At 41.6% G+C, this 20903-nt stretch carries 22 protein-coding genes and 1 riboswitch; of the genes, 16 read left to right on the forward strand and 6 right to left on the reverse strand.

The window, feature by feature from the left end:
- Positions 1-3: 3 nt before the first annotated feature.
- From BW976_RS11455 to BW976_RS11490, 8 genes are all read left to right on the forward strand, one after another.
- Positions 4-720, forward strand: a complete 717-nt coding sequence (locus BW976_RS11455) for a CDP-alcohol phosphatidyltransferase family protein (RefSeq protein WP_076373710.1) — start codon at positions 4-6, stop codon at positions 718-720.
- Positions 721-959: 239 nt separating this feature from the next.
- Complete coding sequence (locus BW976_RS11460) at positions 960-1586, forward strand: sterol desaturase family protein (RefSeq protein ID WP_076373436.1); 627 nt, start codon at positions 960-962, stop codon at positions 1584-1586.
- A complete protein-coding gene (locus BW976_RS11465) occupies positions 1547-2527 on the forward strand; it encodes a phosphatase PAP2 family protein (RefSeq protein ID WP_084192163.1) in 981 nt (326 codons plus the stop codon). Before BW976_RS11460 ends, BW976_RS11465 begins: the two co-directional genes overlap by 40 nt.
- A 215-nt stretch (positions 2528-2742) precedes the next feature.
- Complete coding sequence (locus tag BW976_RS11470) at positions 2743-3510, forward strand: hypothetical protein (RefSeq protein ID WP_076373437.1); 768 nt, start codon at positions 2743-2745, stop codon at positions 3508-3510.
- A 171-nt stretch (positions 3511-3681) separates the two neighbouring features.
- Positions 3682-4248, forward strand: coding sequence for a CAP domain-containing protein (locus tag BW976_RS11475; protein WP_076373438.1), 567 nt, complete (start codon positions 3682-3684; stop codon positions 4246-4248).
- Between the two features lie 215 nt (positions 4249-4463).
- Positions 4464-4736, forward strand: coding sequence for a hypothetical protein (locus tag BW976_RS11480; RefSeq protein WP_076373439.1), 273 nt, complete (start codon positions 4464-4466; stop codon positions 4734-4736).
- The gene (locus BW976_RS11485) at positions 4733-5494 is read left to right on the forward strand and encodes an MBL fold metallo-hydrolase (RefSeq protein WP_076373440.1); all 762 of its coding nucleotides are present in this window, start codon (positions 4733-4735) and stop codon (positions 5492-5494) included. Before BW976_RS11480 ends, BW976_RS11485 begins: the two co-directional genes overlap by 4 nt.
- A 145-nt stretch (positions 5495-5639) precedes the next feature.
- Complete coding sequence (locus tag BW976_RS11490; RefSeq protein ID WP_076373441.1) at positions 5640-6062, forward strand: BLUF domain-containing protein; 423 nt, start codon at positions 5640-5642, stop codon at positions 6060-6062.
- A 176-nt stretch (positions 6063-6238) separates the two neighbouring features.
- Here BW976_RS11490 and BW976_RS11495 read toward each other — a convergent pair whose 3' ends face one another.
- Complete coding sequence (locus BW976_RS11495; protein WP_076373442.1) at positions 6239-6700, reverse strand: hypothetical protein; 462 nt, start codon at positions 6698-6700, stop codon at positions 6239-6241.
- A 183-nt stretch (positions 6701-6883) separates the two neighbouring features.
- Here BW976_RS11495 and BW976_RS11500 point away from each other — a divergent pair, with 183 nt between their 5' ends.
- The 8 genes from BW976_RS11500 (at position 6884) to BW976_RS11535 (ending at position 15826) form a co-directional block, all read left to right on the forward strand.
- Positions 6884-8464 carry a GDSL-type esterase/lipase family protein gene (locus tag BW976_RS11500; protein WP_076373443.1) on the forward strand — a complete coding sequence of 527 codons (1581 nt, stop codon included), beginning with the start codon at positions 6884-6886 and terminating at the stop codon, positions 8462-8464.
- A 103-nt stretch (positions 8465-8567) separates the two neighbouring features.
- Entirely contained in the window at positions 8568-9836 is a 1269-nt protein-coding gene (locus tag BW976_RS11505; protein WP_076373444.1) for an alkaline phosphatase family protein, read from the forward strand.
- Between the two features lie 18 nt (positions 9837-9854).
- Complete coding sequence (locus tag BW976_RS11510) at positions 9855-10700, forward strand: helix-turn-helix domain-containing protein (RefSeq protein ID WP_076373445.1); 846 nt, start codon at positions 9855-9857, stop codon at positions 10698-10700.
- A 172-nt stretch (positions 10701-10872) separates the two neighbouring features.
- Positions 10873-11415, forward strand: a complete 543-nt coding sequence (locus BW976_RS11515) for a YbhB/YbcL family Raf kinase inhibitor-like protein (protein WP_084192164.1) — start codon at positions 10873-10875, stop codon at positions 11413-11415.
- A gap of 130 nt (positions 11416-11545) precedes the next feature.
- A complete protein-coding gene (locus BW976_RS11520) occupies positions 11546-13171 on the forward strand; it encodes an amidase (protein ID WP_076373447.1) in 1626 nt (541 codons plus the stop codon).
- Positions 13172-13181: 10 nt separating this feature from the next.
- Positions 13182-13586, forward strand: a complete 405-nt coding sequence (locus tag BW976_RS11525; RefSeq protein ID WP_076373448.1) for a helix-turn-helix domain-containing protein — start codon at positions 13182-13184, stop codon at positions 13584-13586.
- Between the two features lie 289 nt (positions 13587-13875).
- Positions 13876-14634 (forward strand): SDR family NAD(P)-dependent oxidoreductase, encoded by a 759-nt coding sequence (locus BW976_RS11530; protein WP_076373449.1) that lies wholly within the window; start codon positions 13876-13878, stop codon positions 14632-14634.
- Between the two features lie 265 nt (positions 14635-14899).
- The gene (locus tag BW976_RS11535; RefSeq protein ID WP_076373450.1) at positions 14900-15826 is read left to right on the forward strand and encodes a DUF72 domain-containing protein; all 927 of its coding nucleotides are present in this window, start codon (positions 14900-14902) and stop codon (positions 15824-15826) included.
- Here the strand turns inward: BW976_RS11535 and BW976_RS11540 are convergent.
- The 5 genes from BW976_RS11540 to BW976_RS11560 form a co-directional block, all read right to left on the reverse strand.
- Complete coding sequence (locus BW976_RS11540; protein ID WP_076373451.1) at positions 15823-16518, reverse strand: DUF1345 domain-containing protein; 696 nt, start codon at positions 16516-16518, stop codon at positions 15823-15825. The two genes, BW976_RS11535 and BW976_RS11540, sit on opposite strands and share 4 nt — an antisense overlap.
- Before the next feature lie 161 nt (positions 16519-16679).
- Positions 16680-16883: a YwbE family protein gene (locus tag BW976_RS11545; protein WP_076373452.1), complete on the reverse strand. Its 204-nt coding sequence runs from the start codon at positions 16881-16883 to the stop codon at positions 16680-16682.
- Between the two features lie 18 nt (positions 16884-16901).
- Positions 16902-18011, reverse strand: coding sequence for a TlpA disulfide reductase family protein (locus BW976_RS11550; RefSeq protein ID WP_076373453.1), 1110 nt, complete (start codon positions 18009-18011; stop codon positions 16902-16904).
- A 58-nt stretch (positions 18012-18069) separates the two neighbouring features.
- A complete protein-coding gene (gene argH / locus BW976_RS11555) occupies positions 18070-19404 on the reverse strand; it encodes an argininosuccinate lyase (RefSeq protein ID WP_076373454.1) in 1335 nt (444 codons plus the stop codon).
- Positions 19405-19668: 264 nt separating this feature from the next.
- Positions 19669-19778, forward strand: a riboswitch (SAM riboswitch).
- Between the two features lie 194 nt (positions 19779-19972).
- Positions 19973-20821, reverse strand: coding sequence for a transglutaminase-like domain-containing protein (locus tag BW976_RS11560; protein ID WP_076373455.1), 849 nt, complete (start codon positions 20819-20821; stop codon positions 19973-19975).
- Positions 20822-20903 lie beyond the last annotated feature (82 nt).

Consider the following 20903-nt stretch of genomic DNA (forward strand, 5'->3'; position numbering starts at 1 on the left):
AAAATGGAACAGCAAACATCCATAAGAACAAACCTACAGTTAGGCATTTACAAGGTTATTGATCCCTTTGTAAAAATTCTTATCAAGGTTGGGTTAACCCCAAATGCAGTTACTTCAATTGGTTTTGTATTAAATGTAGGTGTAGCCGCCATATTTATATTGGGTGCCGAAGAGGGCAACAGAGGCGACCTAAGTTACGTGGGCTGGGCTGGTGGCTTAATCTTGTTTGCGGGCCTGTTCGATATGCTCGACGGACAGGTAGCCCGTTTGGGTAATATGAAATCAACCTTTGGCGCTTTGTATGATTCTGTATTGGATCGTTACAGTGAGTTGATCATGTTCCTGGGTATCTGTTATTACCTTGTTGCCCATCATTATTTTGTAAGCTCCATAGCTGCCTTTATTGCTCTGATAGGTTCCATGATGGTTAGTTACGTAAGGGCCCGTGCCGAAGGCTTAGGTGTAGAGGTTAAAGGGGGCTTAATGCAAAGACCAGAGCGTGTAGTAACCATTGGCTTATGCGCCGCTTTAAGTGGTATAGTAGCGCAGTACATTGGCGGTAACTATAAATTGTTTATACCCGGTATTAAGTTTCACGTGTTTGAAACCATATCTATATTCACCATTCCATTAGTGATACTGGCTGTACTTACTAATATTACTGCGTTTAACCGGTTAAGAGAGGCTAAAAGAGCTTTAATTGAAGCAGAGAAAAGATAATTAGTTTTAAGTGGTAAAGTTTTGAGTGATGAGTTCTCAAAATAATTACTCAAATCCAAACTCAAAACTCGGCACTCAAAACCGGGCTAAATATCATATCTTCGTAACAATTTAATAAAGGTATTTACATGTGAGTAAATCTTTATTAAAATTGAACCTGGTTAGGTTTTACTAACTTATATTATTAAAAAGACAATAACAGGCAGAGAAATCATTAAAATTTTAAAACCTGATATGCTATGAAAAAGAATTATGTCTCCAATTCTCAGGAGTCTGTGAGAATGTTTAAAAGCGACTTTTTTGAAGGTTTATCAAAGGTACATTATACCGTACCCTTGTATATTTTTGTGCCTGTTATTTTGGTATGTACTTACGAAGCCTTTTTTGAAGCAGGAATGAACTTTTTTCTATATGCTGGTTTATTTTTAGGCGGTTTATTTGTTTGGACCATTGTGGAATACATTATGCACCGTTTCGTTTTCCACTACCAGCCAAATGAAAATTGGAAATGGGCGCAAAGGCTGCATTTTATTATGCATGGTGTACATCATGATTACCCTAGCGATGCCAAACGTTTGGTATTGCCACCTTCATTAAGTATTCCACTGGCTACCGGCTTTTACTTTTTGTTTAAAGCGTTGTTACCTGTAAACTATATATTCGGTTTTTTCCCAGGTTTTATATTAGGCTATTTATTTTATGATATATCGCACTATGCTATGCATCATTTTAACTTTAAAAGCGGCCTCTTCAAAAAAATAAAACAACACCATATGCTGCATCATTACCAGGATCCTGAAAAAGGTTACGGTGTGAGTTCGCCGCTATGGGACAAAATATTCCGTTCAGGCTTTCTAAAAAAATAAAGGTGGATAATACCGGGCATCATAGCGTAACAGTTAATCCAAAAAGCATACTCACTGTTTCACTTCTTTCAATAGGTTATTTACTGATCTCTTACTTCCTTATCGGCTATAACTCCTCTGAACTGGTTCTAGTAGCAATATTTAACACTCTCTTTTACCTATCTGCCGTTACGCGTAAGTTCATATTAGGCTTCAGCATATTCATTGTATACTGGATCATATTTGACTACATGAAGGCTTTCCCCAATTACCATTATACCGCCGTTCATATAGCCGATCTGTACAATTTTGAAAAGCACATTTTCGGGATACATGACAATGGTAAATTGTTAACTCCTAATGAATACTGGCGCATTCATGGCACAACGTTTATAGATGTAGTAACTGGACTATTTTACCTGTGCTGGATACCTGTACCTTTAGGTTTTGCCGCCTTTCTATTCTTTAAAAACAAACGGCAGTTTTTATATTTCTCGCTCACTTTTGTACTGGTGAATTTGTTGGGTTTTGTAATTTATTATACCTTCCCGGCTGCACCGCCATGGTATGTTCAATACTATGGTTTCCATTTTACACCGCTCACAGCGGGCAATGTTGCTGGCCTGGCTAAGTTTGATGCTTATTTTCATGCAGGTATCTTCAAATCCATTTATACCAAAGGCTCCAATGTGTTCGCGGCCATGCCATCGCTTCACTCCTCTTACCCGGTTATTGTTTTGTATTACGGTATAAAAAACCGGTACAAAATTGCCAGTATTTTCTTTGCCATTGTAATGCTGGGTATTTGGTTTACTGCCGTCTATGCCAGTCACCATTATGTATTGGATGTATTGGCAGGCATTACTACTGCTACAGTGGGTATATCCCTATTTAACCTTTTAATGAATAAGGTAAAATGGTTGCAGATGTCTATTAATAAATACGAGCAGGTAATTTTATAAATTACTGTACTATTTACTATACCATCCCCACTTTGCAAAAAGATGGTCTCTTCTACCGGTTAATGTTTAAGATTAAACTTGATTAGAAAAATATCTTTAAGGTATAAAAAATTACAAATCGCTCAATATCACCTGTATTTAGATTAATAAACAGGAAACAGGCACGCTATTTGAAGGGGTATATTCAAATTAACTGTTGATACGATAACCCTTACATGAAGAAACTGATTACCTGCCTTTTTATCCTCCTAGCCGGACTGCGATTATCAGCGCAGGCACATGATCTGGATAGTCTTAAGCAAAAGCTGCAAGTCACCAAAGATTCGTTAAAAGGCCCCATATATATGGAGATCGCTAACCAGTATTTATTAAAAAATGATACGATCAAAAGCCGGCGCTTCAGGTATTATAACCAGTACGAGGCCCTAAACTATACCATGCTGGCCCTGCATAATTTCTCCAATCTTTCAGACTCCCTGGGTTTACGTACCTGTTATAATAATCTGGCAAAAATTTATCGTCAACAATACAAATATGTCCAGGCCAAGTGGTTCATTCTTCAATCGAACGGCATATCCCGTCAGAAAAAAGACGCACCTAACATCATTGCGTCCTTAATTGAGCTTTCGGCTATAAAGGCTGATATGAAAGATTACAAATGGGCCATGCATGATCTGAATGAAGCACTGGCACTTTCCATTAAAAACAAAGACCCTAAAAATGAATCGGCCGTGCAGGTAGGCTATGCCGGCTTATACCGGCAAATGAACGATTTTGATAAAGCCTCATTGGCCATAAAACGGCATGAGGAGATTGATGATAGCCTGCACCAGGCAGAAATTGACCGCCTGGCTCGTATCAATACACAGGATTCCATCCAGGTTAAAAAACGAGATTCGGTCATCGTCAAAAAAAAAGCACTTACCTCCAACAAGAAAAAAACCTCCAAAACAAGCTCCGTCAAACGCATAGCCTCGTTGTAGTATTGGTTATATCGCTTGCGCTGATCTCAATAGCTGTGATCATTTATTCAAGGCGTCGCAAACTCAGTAAATGGCGGTTACGCATAAGAAAAACACGATCATAACGTTGCTTATATCGCCAGGATACTTTAATTAAACCACTTCCCCGGAAAATTGTCATACTGAAAAGATATGAGGAAACTGATCGTTAAAACCATTTTTACTTTTACTACATTACTTACATTTTGTACAACTTATGGGCAAAGCAGGCAATTTAAAAATGAGTTTTTATACCGTATAAACTTAATCAGGCAAAAGGGCTGTAATTGTGGTATAAAATATTACGCTCCTGCCCCAGCTTTAACCTGGAATGATGACTTGCAGGATGCTGCCGAAGGACACGCCAAAGACATGGCCCGGCAAAATTACTTTGACCATACCAGCAAGGATGGCCGCAGTATGGAAGACCGTATAGTTGCTGCTGGCTATAAATTTAAGGGGTATAAAAGTTTTGCCATTGGCGAAAACATAGCCGCCGGGCAACAGAGTATTGCCGAAGTAATGGACGGCTGGTTTAAAAGTGAAGGGCATTGCAAAAACCTCATGAATCCCGACTTTAAGGAAGTAGGCGTTGCCATGTACCGGAATTACTGGGTACAGGATTTTGGCGGGCGCCAGTTATTTTCGCCCGAACAGCAAAAGCTCATCAAATCTGGCAAGTACCATATGGTTCAGCAACCGGCAACAGGGCATGATTAGATCGATGTGTGGATGTGCAAAAAATACAGATGTGCAGATTATTGAATAGCAACGTTGATTTAATCTGCATTACCAGCTTTTATCCTGCATGATATAACCTTCTGTACAAAAGTGTCGAAATACATCACACCTATCCGCGGCAATCTGAAAGTCAGCTTTTCAAAATTCCCCAAATTCAAAGTGCATTTACACATACTTTTGTTAATTTTGGAATAATGCTACCCGCTACCAATCATACGCTTGAAAAACTGGAAATGCTGCTTAAATCGGCCGGATACAAAGTGCGGTATGAGAAAGGCAATTTTAAAACGGGTTCCTGCCTGTTGCTCAGCAGTCGTATGGTAATTGTTAACCGTTTCTCGAACCTGGAAAGTAAAATATTAGCCATCGTTGAAATGTTGCGTGAACTTGAAGTAGATTACAAACTGCTTGACGAAAAACAGGTTGCGTTTTTGCAGGAGATCAAACAAACTAAACTGCAGCTGTGACCATAACATTTTTAGGAACCGGAACTTCACAGGGTGTACCTGTTATAGCCTGCGGCTGTGAGGTATGTACATCAACAGATACCCGCGATAACCGCTTACGCACCTCCATTTTAATAGAGACTGAGGATAAAACCATAGTAGTTGACTCCGGGCCCGATTTCAGGCATCAAATGCTGCGCGCCGGCGTAAAGCACCTGGATGCCATTGTATTTACCCACGAACATAAGGATCATATTGCCGGTATGGACGATATCAGGGCGTTCAACTATAAACAAAACAGTCCGGTTGATATTTACGCTGATTTAAGGGTACAAAAAGCACTGGTACGCGAGTTTCCTTACGTTTTTGACGGAACTGGGTACCCTGGCATACCTCAGGTAGTGGTACACCCGATTGACCTTCGTCCCTTTCCAATCGGCCATACCATATTTATCCCCATTGAGGTTTTACATTACAAACTGCCCATATTAGGTTTCAGAATAAAGGATTTTACTTATATCACTGATGCCAAAACAATACCAGGAACGGAAAAAGAAAAGATAAAAGGAACAAAAATCCTGGTGATTAACGCCTTGCAAAAGCTAAGCCATATATCTCATTTCACCCTTGATGAGGCCATCAATTTTGCAAATGAAATAGGTGCCGAAAAAACCTATCTTACACATATCAGCCATCGTTTAGGTACTCATTTCGACGTTTCAAAAGAACTACCGGAGAATATTGAACTGGCTTATGATGGCCTGAAACTCATTATCTGAGCAAGTGTGTTAACAACGCTGGTGTTTAACATTTTACTACAAATAAGTAGAAAATAAGACAATTTTCGCACAAAAAAAAACAATATTTGCAGGCATCCGTTTGCGTACATAATATGTACTTATTCGGATAGCAAGCCCCTATTAGATGGAATATATTGTTTACGTAAGCACGGCCAAAAGGCTGATGACTGAAGACGAGCTTTTAGAGTTACTTACTATCGCACGCACCAAAAATAAAAAGTACAACGTTACAGGCATGTTGCTGTATTGTCAGGGTACGTTTATGCAGGTTCTGGAGGGCGAAAAAGGTTCCATTGAACTGATTTACAAGGTTATTGAACTAGATATCAGACACAAAAACATCATTAAACTGGCTTCCGGAATTATCGAAAAAAGAAACTTTCCGGATTGGTCAATGGGTTTTGCCTCTATAAATTCAGAAACGCTACAGGAAATTGAAGGATTTCTCAGTTCGCCTGACTTAAACTTGAATGGCAATCCCGAACATATTACTGTTAATATGCTTAAAACCTTTGTTGATAACAATAAATTATATATTTCTTTTTAACCTCCGCTTTTATAATAATTGCCCCTTTTGCGATGTATTATTAACGGTAAAACAATAAGTGCTAGCTAATGTTTTATTAAAACAGCTTATTTTTTAATTATAACTTAACAAACACTGCTTGCAAATTTATAATTAGTTATTTACTTTATCAAAAATTAATAAAATTTACAATTTGATTATAGCTTAATAAAGCTCACCTTTTCTATAGCACCTTTATATTTATTTAAGTGCCCGGTATTACGAACATTAATTTTACCTTTTATAGTAATGAATCGTTTATTGATCTGGGTAAATGTTCCATTATTGTATTCAAACAAGCCTACCCGTGTACCGGTTAAGTATAATGGGCATTCCTGGCTAAAATCAACCCAAAGCGCCTTTTTTAAGGAATGATCGGCAAAGAGGCTATCGTTTAATAAGGCTGATTGCTCAACACCCTCTACATATTTCCCGGTAACCTCCACGTACTGACCATTATAATTTTTAAGATGATTAACCAATTCTGTAAATGCAATCTTCTTAAAATCTATTCCATCATTACAATTGCTCTCAAAAACTTTAGGCTGCTTGCTGCATGACAGCAATAATATCGGAAGTATGGCAGGAAAGAACAGCTTGTTTATTTTACCAGATACCATCACATCAAAAAAAATCAGTTTTATGAATATAACGAAAACATTTTCAGTATAGTAGTGATATTCCTTACGTATCCTTATTATTACACAACAAGTATGATTGGATAGAGATACTACAATCTGTGCTAAATGCTTTTATAATATTATAATTAAGCACTACATTTAGCTACCAATCATACCAACTATATGAAACTGAAATTAATATTTATAGGGTTGTTGCTTTTTGCAACGACAGCAAAAGCACAGCAAAAAATCATCCAATTGTACCCCGGTGCGGCTCCGGGCTCCGAAAATTGGAACTGGACCGAAGGTGAAAGTGAAAATAAGGCGTATAATGTTAAGTTGGTTTACAATGTAGTACACCCTTCTATGGAAGTATTTTTGCCCGATCCCACTATTGCCACAGGCACGGCAGTTGTTATTTGTCCGGGTGGTGGTTTCGAGGTATTATCTATCAATAGCGAAGGCAATGAGGTAGCCAAATGGCTTAACCAGCATGGCATTGCCGCCTTTGTATTAAAATACAGACTGACACAAAGCCTCACTGACGACCCGATGAAAGAACTTGCTACCAACATGGCTAAAAAGGATTTTGAGCAAAAAATAAGTAAAATAATCCCTTTATGTATTGCTGATGCCAGGCAAGCCATCACTTACGTACGTGAGCATGCTGCTGAATATGGCCTGTCGCCATCACGCATAGGCATTATGGGTTTCTCGGCAGGAGGCACTTTGGCCGCGGCTTCGGCATATAAATACACACCTGCCAACCGCCCCGATTTTGTGGCACCAATCTACCCATATTTTCCTGCCGTCCTGCAATCCGCCATCCCTGCAGATGCACCGCCTATGTTCCTGACCGCGGCAACTGACGATGATCTGAACCTCGCTCCACATAGTGTTGACCTGTATTCTAAATGGCTCGCTTCAAAACACAGCGCTGAACTGCATTTATATGCACAGGGAAGCCATGGCTTTGGGATGCGTAAACAAAATATCCCTACAGATACCTGGATAGAACGCTTTCACGACTGGCTGGGCCTTAGGGGCTTTTTAAAACCGATAGATCCCAAGGCGAAATCGCCGCAGGAAAAACAAGAACAGGCAGAGATCAATCGTAAAAAATATGATGAACAGCTGCATAAAGACTGGGCCAACATTAAACGTTATGCTGCCGATAATGATAAAGTAATTGCACTGGAACCTAACCCGAAAAGTGTAGTTTACATGGGCGACTCCATCACCGATTTCTGGATCAATAACGACCCGTCTTTTTTTGCAGGTAAATCTTATTATAACCGTGGTATCAGCGGTCAAACTACTACCCAGATGCTGGTGCGTTTCCGCGATGATGTGATCAATTTAAAACCCGGCGTGGTAGTGATACTGGCAGGAATTAATGATATTGCCGAAAACAATGGCCCCATCAAACTGGAAGATGTTTTTGGCAATATACAATCCATGGCTTTGCTGGCTAGAGCAGCCGGTATCAAAGTTGTTCTATCATCGGTATTGCCTGCATTTAATTTCCCCTGGCGCCCGGGGATGGAACCTGCCGAAAAAGTGGTACGCCTGAATACCATGATCAAAGATTTTGCTGATAAAAATCACCTGGTTTACCTGGATTATTTTTCAGCCATGGTCGATGAACGCAAAGGTTTACCCAAAACATTATCAGGTGATGGCGTACATCCCAATCTGGCCGGTTACAAAGTCATGGAACCACTGGTAGAAAAGGCCATTACTGAAGCTTTAAAACGCAAGTAGAAAGATAACGGTTACCTCTCTTCTTGCTGGGAGGGAGGTAACCTTAACCCAATCTTATCAAAACGATAACGCTATTTATATAAATTTGCACATATCGTTTCGTATGAAAAAACTCATCCTATTCATTGCAGCACTTTTGCAAGCTATAATCGCATTTAGTCAGGCAGATACCGTTCAGAAAATTACCACTGGTCGTAAAAACAGTGCCAAACAACAAAACAAGCCGTACGTCATCCTTATTTCGGCAGATGGTTTCAGATATGATTATGCTAAAAAATACCAGGCCACACACCTCCTTGCTTTAAGTAAGGAAGGAGTTAGAGCTATATCTATGATTCCGTCCTATCCGTCAGTTACTTTCCCTAATCATTATGCTTTGGTGAGTGGCCTATATCCTTCTCATTCGGGTTTGGTTAATAACGCTTTTTATGATCGTGACCGGCATGATTCTTATTACATGGGGGCCAAAAACAAGGTAGCCGATGGTTCCTGGTATTATGGCTCCCCATTATGGGTGCTTGCAGAACAGCAGCGTATGCTTTCGGCCAGTTTTTACTGGGTAGCTTCAGAGGCGGCTATACAGAACATCCGCCCAACTTATTATTATACCTATAATGAAAAGATAGATATTCATGATCGCATCGATGCCGTAGTTAAATGGTTAAAACTGCCACCGGCTGAGCGCCCCCACCTGATCACTTTTTACTTTCCGCAGGTTGATCACGCCGGACACATGTATGGCCCCGACGCACCAGAAACAGCCCGCGAAGTACATTTTGTAGATTCGGCAGTTAATGAACTGAATAAAGCGGTAAAAACCACAGGAATTAAAGCCAATTTCATTTTTGTATCAGACCACGGCATGACCAATGTAGACAAAGAACACCCCATCAGCATTCCCGCAGCTATTGATACCTCTAAATTTCTGGTTTCCGGCGATGGCATCCTGGTTGAGCTCTATGCCAAAAACAAAACCGATATCGATGCCACCTACAAACAACTAAAACAAGAAGCAGTTGATTACGACGTATATCTCAAAACCAATATCCCCACCAGGTTACACTACGGCCAGGCTGATGACTGGCACAATCGCATTGGCGATATATTGCTAATACCCCATTATCCTAAAGTGTTTAACTTATCCAAAAGAAAAATAAACCAGGGCTGGCACGGATACGATCCTACCCTGGTTAAGGATATGCACGCCACCTTCCTGGCCTGGGGCCCTGCATTTAAAAAGCATACCACTATTCCATCATTCGAAAACGTAGCGGTTTTTAACCTGGTAAAAAGTATATTAGGGCTTCAATATACCGGTAAGGTAGATGGCACCGATAAACTGGCGCATACCATTCTGATTAAAAAGAAATAAAAATAGCACTTGCTACGCATGACTAATATTTACATACCCGAAGCTACCGAAAACCAAAGCAGGATCACTGCGGGTAATATTTCGTTTGTACATTACCAGGAACAGGATAGTCTGCAAAATAGCCGGGTAGTATTTAACTGTTATGCCATCAGCTTTGTGATCAATGGTGAAAAGGCCATTTATCGCCCGTCTGATAACACCGTAGTAGCCACAGGCGAGGGTATAGTAATACCTCAGGGCAACTCCATTATGGCCGAGCATACCCTTAACGAACATCAGTATAGCAGCATCCTGGTGTTTTTCCCGGTGAGTGTGGCTACTGCTTTTTTAAATAAACATCAACTCAATACCAAAGCTTCCGCCACACCGGATTATATCAAGTTCAGGCAAACCAGTTATTTGGCCGGTTATATTAAAAGTTTGCAGGCCTTGATACACGAGGAGCAAAACTTGCCTTATGAATTGGCAGTGAACAAAGTAGAAGAGCTATTACTGGTTTTACTGCAAAGCCACCGGTCGCAATTGATCGCTTTGTTACAAAGCAATGCACCCTCACCCGCCCAGTTGTTAAAAAATGTAGTGGAGAACAATCTTTTCAATAACCTTACCCTCGGAGAACTGGCGTTTCTGGCCCATAAAAGCCTGGCATCATTTAAACGCGACTTTGAAAAAGCGTACCAGATTGCTCCAGGCAGATACATTCGTGAACGCAAACTGGAAGTAGCCCGGCAGGAATTATCGCAAGGAAAAAATGCCACATCTTTATATCTCGATCTGGGTTATGATAACCTGTCGAACTTTTCATCAGCCTTTAAAAAGAAATTCGGCGTGAGCCCCAAGCAATACCAGCTTAGCGCGCAATAAAAATATTACGAGAGACACATGTAATGTGTCTCTACAACGCAACCTGAACGTAAAGACGCTTTACATGCGTCTCATTTTATGAGCTTTTTTCAATAGTTTTTGAGCCTGCAACAATAACAGCAGAGCCTTAAAAAGCTGCATTTTTGGGTAAATAAATATTATCCAAAAGATCATGAAAACATTCATCTTATTTGTGCTGGCTGTAAGCCTTGGTTCCGTTGTAAATGCACAAACTTTTACCCTTAAAAGCAAAGACCTGGGTGGCCAGTTCACCAACGAGTTTACTTCCAATACCTTTGGCTGCAGCGGTGGCAACAAATCTCCTCAACTGGAATGGCAAAACGCACCGCCGGGCACACAAAGCTTTGCCGTAACCATTTATGACCCGCAGGCGCCTACCGGCAGCGGTTGGTGGCACTGGGTTATTTTTGATATTCCGGCGGACGTGCACGAACTTAAACAGGGAGCAGGCAGCCTATCGGCAGGAATAGCACCAACGGGTAGTATCCAGGGACTTACCGATTTTGGTGTTCCCGGTTACGGAGGCCCCTGCCCACCAGAAAATGACGCGGCCCATGGCTATGTAATTACAGTTTATGCGCTAAAATCAGCTAAACTTGCTCTTGATAATAAAGTCTCGGCGGCCTTAACCGGTTTTATGCTTAACCAGAATGTGATAGCCAAAGCATCATTGGTGGTATATTATAAAAGATAATACAAACCTAACTTGTTACATCTGCCCTTTATTTGGGGGTGGATGTAATTTTGTACATACATAATCGGATTGGCTATTTTTAATTAGCTAAATATTTTGTTATTTGTAATAGCTTAAAATCCCACCGGTTATGCACAGAAGAAACTTCCTGAAAACAGGCTCATTAGCAGGTTTAACAATATCAACTTTGGTTGCAGCGTCATGCAGTCAGCCGGCCGAAGAGAAAAAGATCGATGAGGCTGCCAACAACAAGGACGACCTCTTTGAACTATCGGAAGTTACCATCTCCTATCTGCAGCAAAAAATGCAGGCCAAAGAGTATACCTCGCGCCTCATTACCGAACTTTACCTGAAACGTATTGATAAAATAGACAAGAATGGGCCAAAGCTCAACGCTGTCATCGAACTTAATAAAGATGCACTCAACATGGCTGACGCTATGGATAAAGAACGCGCACAAGGCAAAGTACGCGGCCCTTTGCATGGCATACCCGTGCTCATCAAAGACAATATTAATACCGCCGACAATATGCACACCACTGCGGGAGCGCTGGCACTGGCTGATAACTTTGCCAAACAGGACGCTTTCATTGTGCACAAACTGCGCGAAGCAGGTGCGGTGATACTGGGCAAAACCAATTTAAGCGAATGGGCCAACTTCCGCTCAACGCACTCTACCAGTGCATGGAGCAGCAGGGGTGGCCAAACCAAATGCCCATATATATTGGATCGAAACCCGAGTGGGTCAAGTGCAGGCTCAGGATCGGCAACAGCTGCCAATTTGTGCACTGTGGCTATCGGTACCGAGACTGATGGGTCTATCGTATCGCCATCGTCGGTAAACGGCCTAGTGGGCATTAAACCCACCGTAGGTTTGTGGAGTCGTTCGGGCATCATCCCCATATCCAAAACACAGGATACCGCCGGCCCCATGACCCGAACGGTTAAGGATGCCGCCATCGTTTTAGGCATACTTGCCGGTATTGACCCACAGGACAGCTACACCCTTGCCAGTAAAGGAAAAGCAGCGGTAGACTATACCAAATTTTTGGATGCAAACGGATTGAAAGACAAACGACTAGGGGTAGAGAAATCGGCATTGGAGGGTAACGCGGCCGTGGTGGCTTTATTGAACGATGCGCTCAACACCCTGAAAAACAAAGGTGCCATCATTGTTGAAGTAGAACTGAACAAAGTGCTGAAAGATATCAGCCGGGGTGAGTTTACCGTATTGCTGTATGAATTTAAAGATGGCGTTAATAAATACCTGAGCACAGCCAACAGTAAAATGAAAACGCTGGCCGATGTTATCGCTTTCAATAAGCAGAACGAAGCCAAGGCCATGCCCTTTTTTAAACAGGAAACGTTGGAAATTGCGCAAAGCAAAGGCGACCTGAATAGCAAAGAGTACCTGGAGGCCTTGAAACAAACCAGCGACGGTACCCGCAAAGCCATAGACAAAATACTCACAGATAACAAACTGGATGCCATCATTGGCCCAACCAACGGGCCTTCTATTTGCATTGACCTCATCAATGGCGATTATGATAACGGTTTTTCATTCTCAGGGCCTGCTGCTAAAGCCGGTTATCCACATATCACCGTACCTATGGGTAAGGTACATGAATTGCCGGTGGGGCTGTCGTTTTTTAGTACCGCTTATAAAGAGGCCGACATCATTACGCTGGCCTATGCCTATGAACAGGCCTCGAAAAAAAGGGCCGAGCCTGTCTTTAAGACAGACTTGTTTGCTTAACTTTGGTATCATGGCAACAACACCCATTCCTAAAAAGATACTGGCCAGGCAGCACGAAATAACCGGCGACTTTTTGAAAGCCGTTGATCAGCATCTGGATGACCTGTTGCAACATAAGGTAATGGATATGATGGAAATCCGCGACTTTGCCGATCAATTGCACATCCACCCTACCCATTTAAGCAATACTATCAAGTTAACCACGGGCCGTGCCCCTTGCTTTTTTTTTGAAGAAAAGATCATGCGGATAGCTAAAAAGATACTTGAGAGCAGCACTGCACCCGTTGCCGAAATTGCCGCCCAGCTTACTTTTGATCCATCTAATTTCACCAAATTTTTTAAGCGTTTTGAGGGAGTTACACCCAAACAGTACCGTGAAGGGATATTGATCAAACAATATGAACAGGTGGACTAGAAGGTGTCATGGAGCATCTATATAAAAATATGTCATTGCAAGCGCAGCGTGGCAATCTCATCGCGTTCTCATGGATAGGAATAGCTACGAGATTGCTTCGTGCCTCGCAATGACATAAGGGAGTCAGTGTGTCATGGTGAGCCCGTCGAACCATGGTGGACAGGCCTTTTTACACCACGAAATGAGTACCATTTAATCTGAAACAGTTACCATTTAAACTGAAGTAGTCACCATAATTACCATACTATTTAACTGCAACTTTGTATCATAAACTTTAAACAAAAATAAAATGAGCACAAATAAAATAGCTTTGGTTACGGGCGGCAGTCGCGGCTTAGGCAAAAACGCGGCCCAACATCTGGCCAAAAAAGGAATTGATGTGATCATCACCTATCGCAGTAAAAAAGAGGAAGCAGAAGAAGTTGTTGCCTCTGTTGAAAAAAGCGGTCAAAAAGCCGCCGCTTTGCAACTGGATACTGGCATCGTTAAATCATTCGATGGTTTTATCAGTCAGCTTACCACGGTATTGCAAGAAAAATGGGGGCGCAACACTTTTGATTTCCTGATCAACAACGCGGGTATTGACGCAGCCTCAAAATTTGCCGAAACTACCGAAGAGGATTTTGATAACCTCGTGAACATACACTTTAAAGGTGTTTACTTTTTAACCCAAAAAAGCCTGCCAGTTATTGCCGATGGAGGCCGCATCATCAATTTTTCAACCGGTTTGGCCCGCTTTGCTACCCCGGGGTATGCCGCTTATGCTTCTATGAAAGGTGCTATTGAGGTGTTGACCAAATACCTCGCCAAAGAGCTTGGCCCGCGTGGCATTGCGGCCAATGTGGTTGCACCAGGCATTATTGAAACCGACTTTACCAAAGAGGCCTTTTCTCATGAAGGTATGCATGACAGGATAGCCAGCATCACCGCTTTAGGTAGACCAGGTATGCCAGATGATATTGGCGGTATTGTAGCCTTTTTATGTACCGAAGAAGCCCGCTGGATCAATGCGCAGCGTATTGAAGCTTCGGGTGGCATGTTCTTGTAATTGCTTTACAGATCAACAAAAAGTGGGTTTACATGGTTTACACTTTTCATGGCTAAAATTGATTTATATATTTGATAATCAATTAATTATGTATTTTTCTCAAAAAAATATGTAAACCCACTTTTGTGTAAATATTATCGGCTAAATTTCAATTCATAGGTGACACAACACCAAGGGTGGTCAATTTGATTTATGATATAGTCTCTTTTGTATAAATTCCACCTATTCTAACAAAATCCTATCTTGCATAAAATAATACATCGATATGGAATTTGGCCGCGTTACCCCGCAAGAATTAGCTTCTGTAGATTTTACCCTACCGCCTGATACAGCGCTTACTTTAAGCACTTTGGCAGCTGCAAAAAGCACAGAGCCATTACAGGTTCGCGTGGGTTGTGCCAAATGGGGCCGTAAAGAGTGGATAGGTCAGATCTACCCCCTTAAAACTAAAGAAGCCAATTTTTTGGATGAGTACGTAAAGCATTTTGACTGTATTGAACTTAACGCCACCTTTTATAATGTTTACGGGCCCGATACCATTTCCAAATGGAAAGCCAAAGCCGATAACAATCCCGATTTTAAGTTTTGTCCAAAATTTTCGCAAAGCATCAGTCACATCCGAAGGCTAAAAAACGCCGAAGATATTACCACCAATTACTACGAAGGCGTTCTGGCTTTTGGCGATAAACTGGGCCCCATGTTTTTACAACTGAGCGATAACTATGCCCCAAAAAGCTTTCCGGAGCTCAAAGCATACTTGGAGCAATTACCTAAAGATGTTCCTGTTTTTGTAGAGCTGCGGCATAAGGAATGGTTTTCCGTACCCGAAAACAGCGAAAAGGTTTTTAAACTATTGCATGATCTGGGCATCGGCGCAGTAATTACCGATGCTACCGGCCGTCGCGATGTGGTACACATGAACCTGCCTACACCTCATGCTTTTATTCGCTTTGTGGGTAACGGACTGGTGGATGGCAATTTTGATTCGGACAAAGCCCGTTTGGATGAATGGGTTGCCCGTATTAAACAATGGCAACAACAAGGCCTAAGATCGGTATGGTTCTTCATGCACCAGCATGATGAACGCTACTCGCCTATACTAGCCGATTATGTAACCGATGAACTGAATAAAGCATTAGGAACACAATTGCTTCGCCCTAAATTCATCGAGGCACAAAGCAGTTTATTTTAGCTGGATACCAGGCCCGATATCACGTTGATACCCAATGCTACAATGGCTGTATTGAATGCGAAGGATATCATACCATGTATCCAGGCCAAACGGCGGATCTGGCGGGAAGAAATCTCCACATCAGATACCTGAAACGTCATGCCAATAACAAAGGAGAAATAAACAAAGTCCAGATAATCTGGGTGCTTTTCGTCGCCGGGAAAGTCAAGGCCACCTAATGTTTTTTTATTATTATCATCGTCCACATCAGTGGTATAATACATATGCGCATAGCGTAGCGTAAATATGGTATGTACCAGCACCCAGGAAACAATAACTGATGCCATACTCAGCAAAACATGCTCGGTTACCGCTTCTGGCGATAGGTGTTTGGATGATTTAAGCAGGAAAAATATAGCCAGCGTACTCACCAATGAAGCTATGATCACGAACAGGAATATCAATGTACGGCTGCTATCTTGAATACGGGCTATCCGGCGCACTTCCATTGGGTGGGACGACAAGATGATTATCCAATCCATGATGATAATTGCTAACGCGAAAGCTATCCAGATAATCAATATTTCTGCAGGCGCGCTAAAATGCCCCAGTGACAAAAATAACACGATACCACTTATCACTAACGAAATAAGCACCCGGTAATGAGCATCCAACCGAAACCAAACCTTTGATTTTATTTTATTTGCAGGCATAAGAAAAGTTTATCCCGTAAATATGGCGATGAATTGTGTAGAATTAATGAATTATGTGAAAAGAATCAAGAGATAAGAGTCAAGAAAAAATAACTGCAAGCCAATCTGATCAACAATTTTCGCACTGTCTTGATTCTTGACTCTTATCTCTTGACTCTCTCCTAATCTTCCTCCTCTACTATCCAGGCCACACGACCAACCTGCCCGTCATCTAACAGCACTTTGATACCCCGCGAATGATAAGCGGAGTTGGTAAGCAGTCTTTTTACAAAACCGCGCGTAAGATTACCTGTACGCTGATCTTTTTTCAGGATAATGTCAACCTCCAGGCCTGGATATATATCGCTTCTGTTTTGTCCGTTCATATATATAAGTGGCAAATATCAGTTTTTTGCCAGGTAATTGGTTATAAAAGTTTTTACTATCTCTTCGTTGCCGGCATCAAAACCATCTATTTTTTTTACTATTTGCCTTTTATTATTAACCAGGTAAATTTGAGGCACCCATCCTAAGTTATATTGTGCGTTGGCCCGGTTAACCTGTTTAGCGGGTATAATTAATTGCTGCCATGGCATATTCTCTTCATTCACGGCCTTTATCCATTCGGTCTTTTGATCATCAATCGATACGCTTACAAATCTCAAATTATCGTTTTTACAGGCAAATGCTATTTTTTTTAACGACGGAATCTCGCGCTGGCATGGCCCGCACCAACTGGCCCAAAATACAACCATGTTCAATTTCCTGGTAGTATCAACCAGCGTTACTGGTTTTGCATTTTGATCAGCAAAAACACTATTTGGAAACTCGTTCTTGTTTTTGGGCTGGTCATCAAGAAATTGCTTGATATTTTTGCCTTGGTAAGATGATTTTACTTCATCATTAAATTCATCAAAAATACTTTTAATCTGCTGATGATTTAAATCATACTTGAAATCATTAAATGCAAAAAGCGCCCAATAAGCATCGGGGGTATCCTCAACCAGCTTTTTTATACGTGCAGCTTGGGCCGATCTTTTAACACTATCCTTACTAATTCTGATAAATGGCAGATCTAAATTTTTGAAATAAAACTCATTCTGATGCCCCGCTGTTATGCTTATGCCTTTGTTATTTGACAGATCTCCGGTAAGCGTCGTCAAACCTGGTTCCATTATAAAAGCGGCATACAATGATGGCTTGCTTTTATCTGCTTTATAAGGGTCAGCGACGCTCAGGAAGTTACTTTTACCTTTTTCATCTTTATATTTCAACAAAACCAGGTCGGCTATAAACAGGGTATCAGGATGGCGGACAAACTCAAATTTTCCATTAATAACTTTTGCTGAATCAATTGGAAGAGAGCCTATTGGATAATTGGATTGTAAGTATACCCATTTTGCATTTAAACCCTTAATATCACCTTGAATGGTTATACTATTGTCATGTTTACAAGAAACAAAAGCCACAAGCAGTAAGAGTGATACAACAAACAAGTTTTGCAGGTTTTTCATAGGTTTAAGTGATTGGTTATTATGCAATAACAACATAATAACCAATTTATTGTGTCACCTATTTCACCAGCTCTTTTATCGCCTTGTCAACCTTTTCAAAATCAAAATTGGTCAGCAGTTTATTAAAAGAAGCCGTAATTTGCTCGTTACCGAGGTTGCCTATACTGCCTTCGTGGGTATGATTTACAGTTTTGTCGGGGTTAAAATCACCCTGTTCTATGGCCAGTCCTATTTGTTTGTAGGCATCACGGAAAGGGGTACCACTCAATACCATACGGTTCACTTCTTCTACACTGAAGAGGTAAGCGTATTTCGGGTCTTTCAGTATATCGGCGTTTACGCTGATGTTTTGCAGCATAAAGGTGGCCATATGCAGGCAGCTTTTCAGATCGGCAAAAGCGGGGAATAACAATTCCTTCAGCAATTGCAGCTCACGGTGATAACCCGATGGTAGGTTGGTGGTCATCATGGCTACATCGGTTGGTAGTGCCTGCAGGCGGTTACATTTGCCGCGCATAATTTCCCAAACATCGGGGTTCTTTTTATGCGGCATAATACTGCTGCCGGTAGTCAACGTATCCGGATAGCTTACAAAAGCAAAGTTCTGGCTCAGGTACAAAGCCTGGTCCATAGCCATTTTGGCCAGGGTAGCTGCTACAGACGATAAAGCCTGTGCTATGATTCGCTCAGTTTTGCCGCGGCCCATCTGGGCGTATACCACATTATAGTTCAAACTATCAAAGCCCAGCAATTGGGTAGTTAAAGTACGGTTTAAGGGAAACGACGAGCCATAACCTGCCGCCGAACCTAACGGATTTTTATTGGTGATACGGTAAGCCGCCAAAACAAGCTCCAGATCATCGGCCAGGCTTTCGGCATAGGCACCAAACCACAAACCAAATGACGATGGCATAGCTACCTGCAAATGCGTATAGCCAGGCAGCAAAATGTCTTTATGTTTTTCGCTGAGTGTTATTAACTGGCGAAACAACGTTTCCGTTTCTTCAACTACCAACTGTAACTGGTGGCGGAAAAATAGTTTCAGATCAACCAGTACCTGGTCGTTCCGGGAGCGGCCGCTGTGAATTTTTTTGCCGGCATCGCCTATGCGCTGGGTAAGCAGCATCTCTACCTGCGAGTGCACATCCTCTACCCCATCTTCAATGGTAAAACCGCCTTTTTCAATATCGGTATATATGGCTTTTAGCTCGCGCTGTACCAGGTCCAGATCAGCAGCATCCATCAATCCTATGCTTTGCAGCATACGGGTGTGGGCCAATGATCCTAACACATCAAAGGCTGCCATTTGCTCATCAAATTCCCTGTCGCGGCCAACAGTAAAACTCTCTACCAGTTCATTCACATTGGTAGTTTTTTGCCATAACTTACTCATGATGCAAATATGTGCATTAATGAGAAATAATGGTTAAAAAATATCAAGACGGGTTGACTCACCCAAAAAGAACAAGGATCCTTGGACCAATGAGCAAGGATAAAACCCCAAAAGTCTTTGTTCCTTAATCCAAAAATCTTTGCTCATTATCGCCTGTCAAAACACAAGAAAATAATTTATTTAAAATATTCTACTAAATCCATAGGAATTATATAAATAGTTTTTATATTTGCAGGGTCAACAACGACAAATAGTTCTTTATTACGCTTATCAAGAAAGACTGAGGGAAAGGCCCAAAGACGTCTTAGCAACCTGTACATCCGCATAATGTAAAAGGTGCTAATTCCTGCTCCATACCAGGAGAAAGATAAACAAGATCTTACCCTTCCATCTTCCATAAGTGATTTATAGTTTTTTTTAAGAAAGTCGCGTGACCGAGAGGATAGGTTAAGGTCTGCAAAACCTTCTACGGCAGTTCGAATCTGCCCGCGACGTCAAATTTTCTCTACCAGCAGTTATCCTGAACTTGTTTCAGGATTTTGCCAGATAGCCATTATTCAGCATATAGTTACAAATACACCAGCCCTTTAAAGCCGCCCGCTTCATAATAAAACGGCTCAAAGTTTTCGGCTTCGGCCAGTTCGCAGCTTACCTCCATGGTGGTAAAATTAATATCGCCAAATATATTGGCTATGGCCGTATCTGCAGCATCCCGGCCGGTGGCTATCTTGATCAGCCCGTTGAGCGGCACCAGTTTTGTAGCATCAAAAAGCACCCAGTTGCCACCCAGATAAGCCTCAAAGCAGGCGTGAAAATCAGCTGGCTTTAAGTGATAAGCATAACCTGTAAAATAACGCGCCGGTATGGTGAGTGCCCGGCATAAAGCTATGCCCAGGTGGGCAAAATCCCGGCATACACCTATCTGCTCGGTCACCGTATCAAAAGCCGATGTTTGTGCATTACTATAACCACTCAGGTATTGCACATTTTGATGTATCCAGTCGGTAAGTGTGACCACCTGCTCAAACGGATTGGTGATGTACCCAAACAGGTTATGCGCCAAACGGTATAACTTGTCCGACTGGCAATAGCGGCTCGGGTTCAAATAATGCAGCACGGTGGCAGGCAGTTGCGAAACCAACGCTTCGGGCAAATGGCTAAAATCATGCAACTCATAACAATTATCAACCAGTGCACGGTAAGTAATTTTCAATGAGCAAGGTTCGGTCAGTTCAACCCTCATTAGCCTGCTTTCGCCTTGTATGGCTATTAATTCTTCGGCTTTAAGATATGGATCGATGGTTAATTCTTCGCTAAGCACCAACTGGTTTGGGGTACGCAAGGCATGAATATTTAATACCAATGTGCCTTCCGACCTTGCCTCATATTGCATTTGGGTAAACACATTGAACTTCATAACTAATGAGTGATTTAATGAATTAGTGAATTTTTATAGTCCTGGCCCCAAAAAATCCTGGCTCCTTGTTCCAAAGATCCTT

The organism is Mucilaginibacter lappiensis (genome assembly GCF_900155965.1).
GTDB lineage: Bacteria > Bacteroidota > Bacteroidia > Sphingobacteriales > Sphingobacteriaceae > Mucilaginibacter > Mucilaginibacter lappiensis.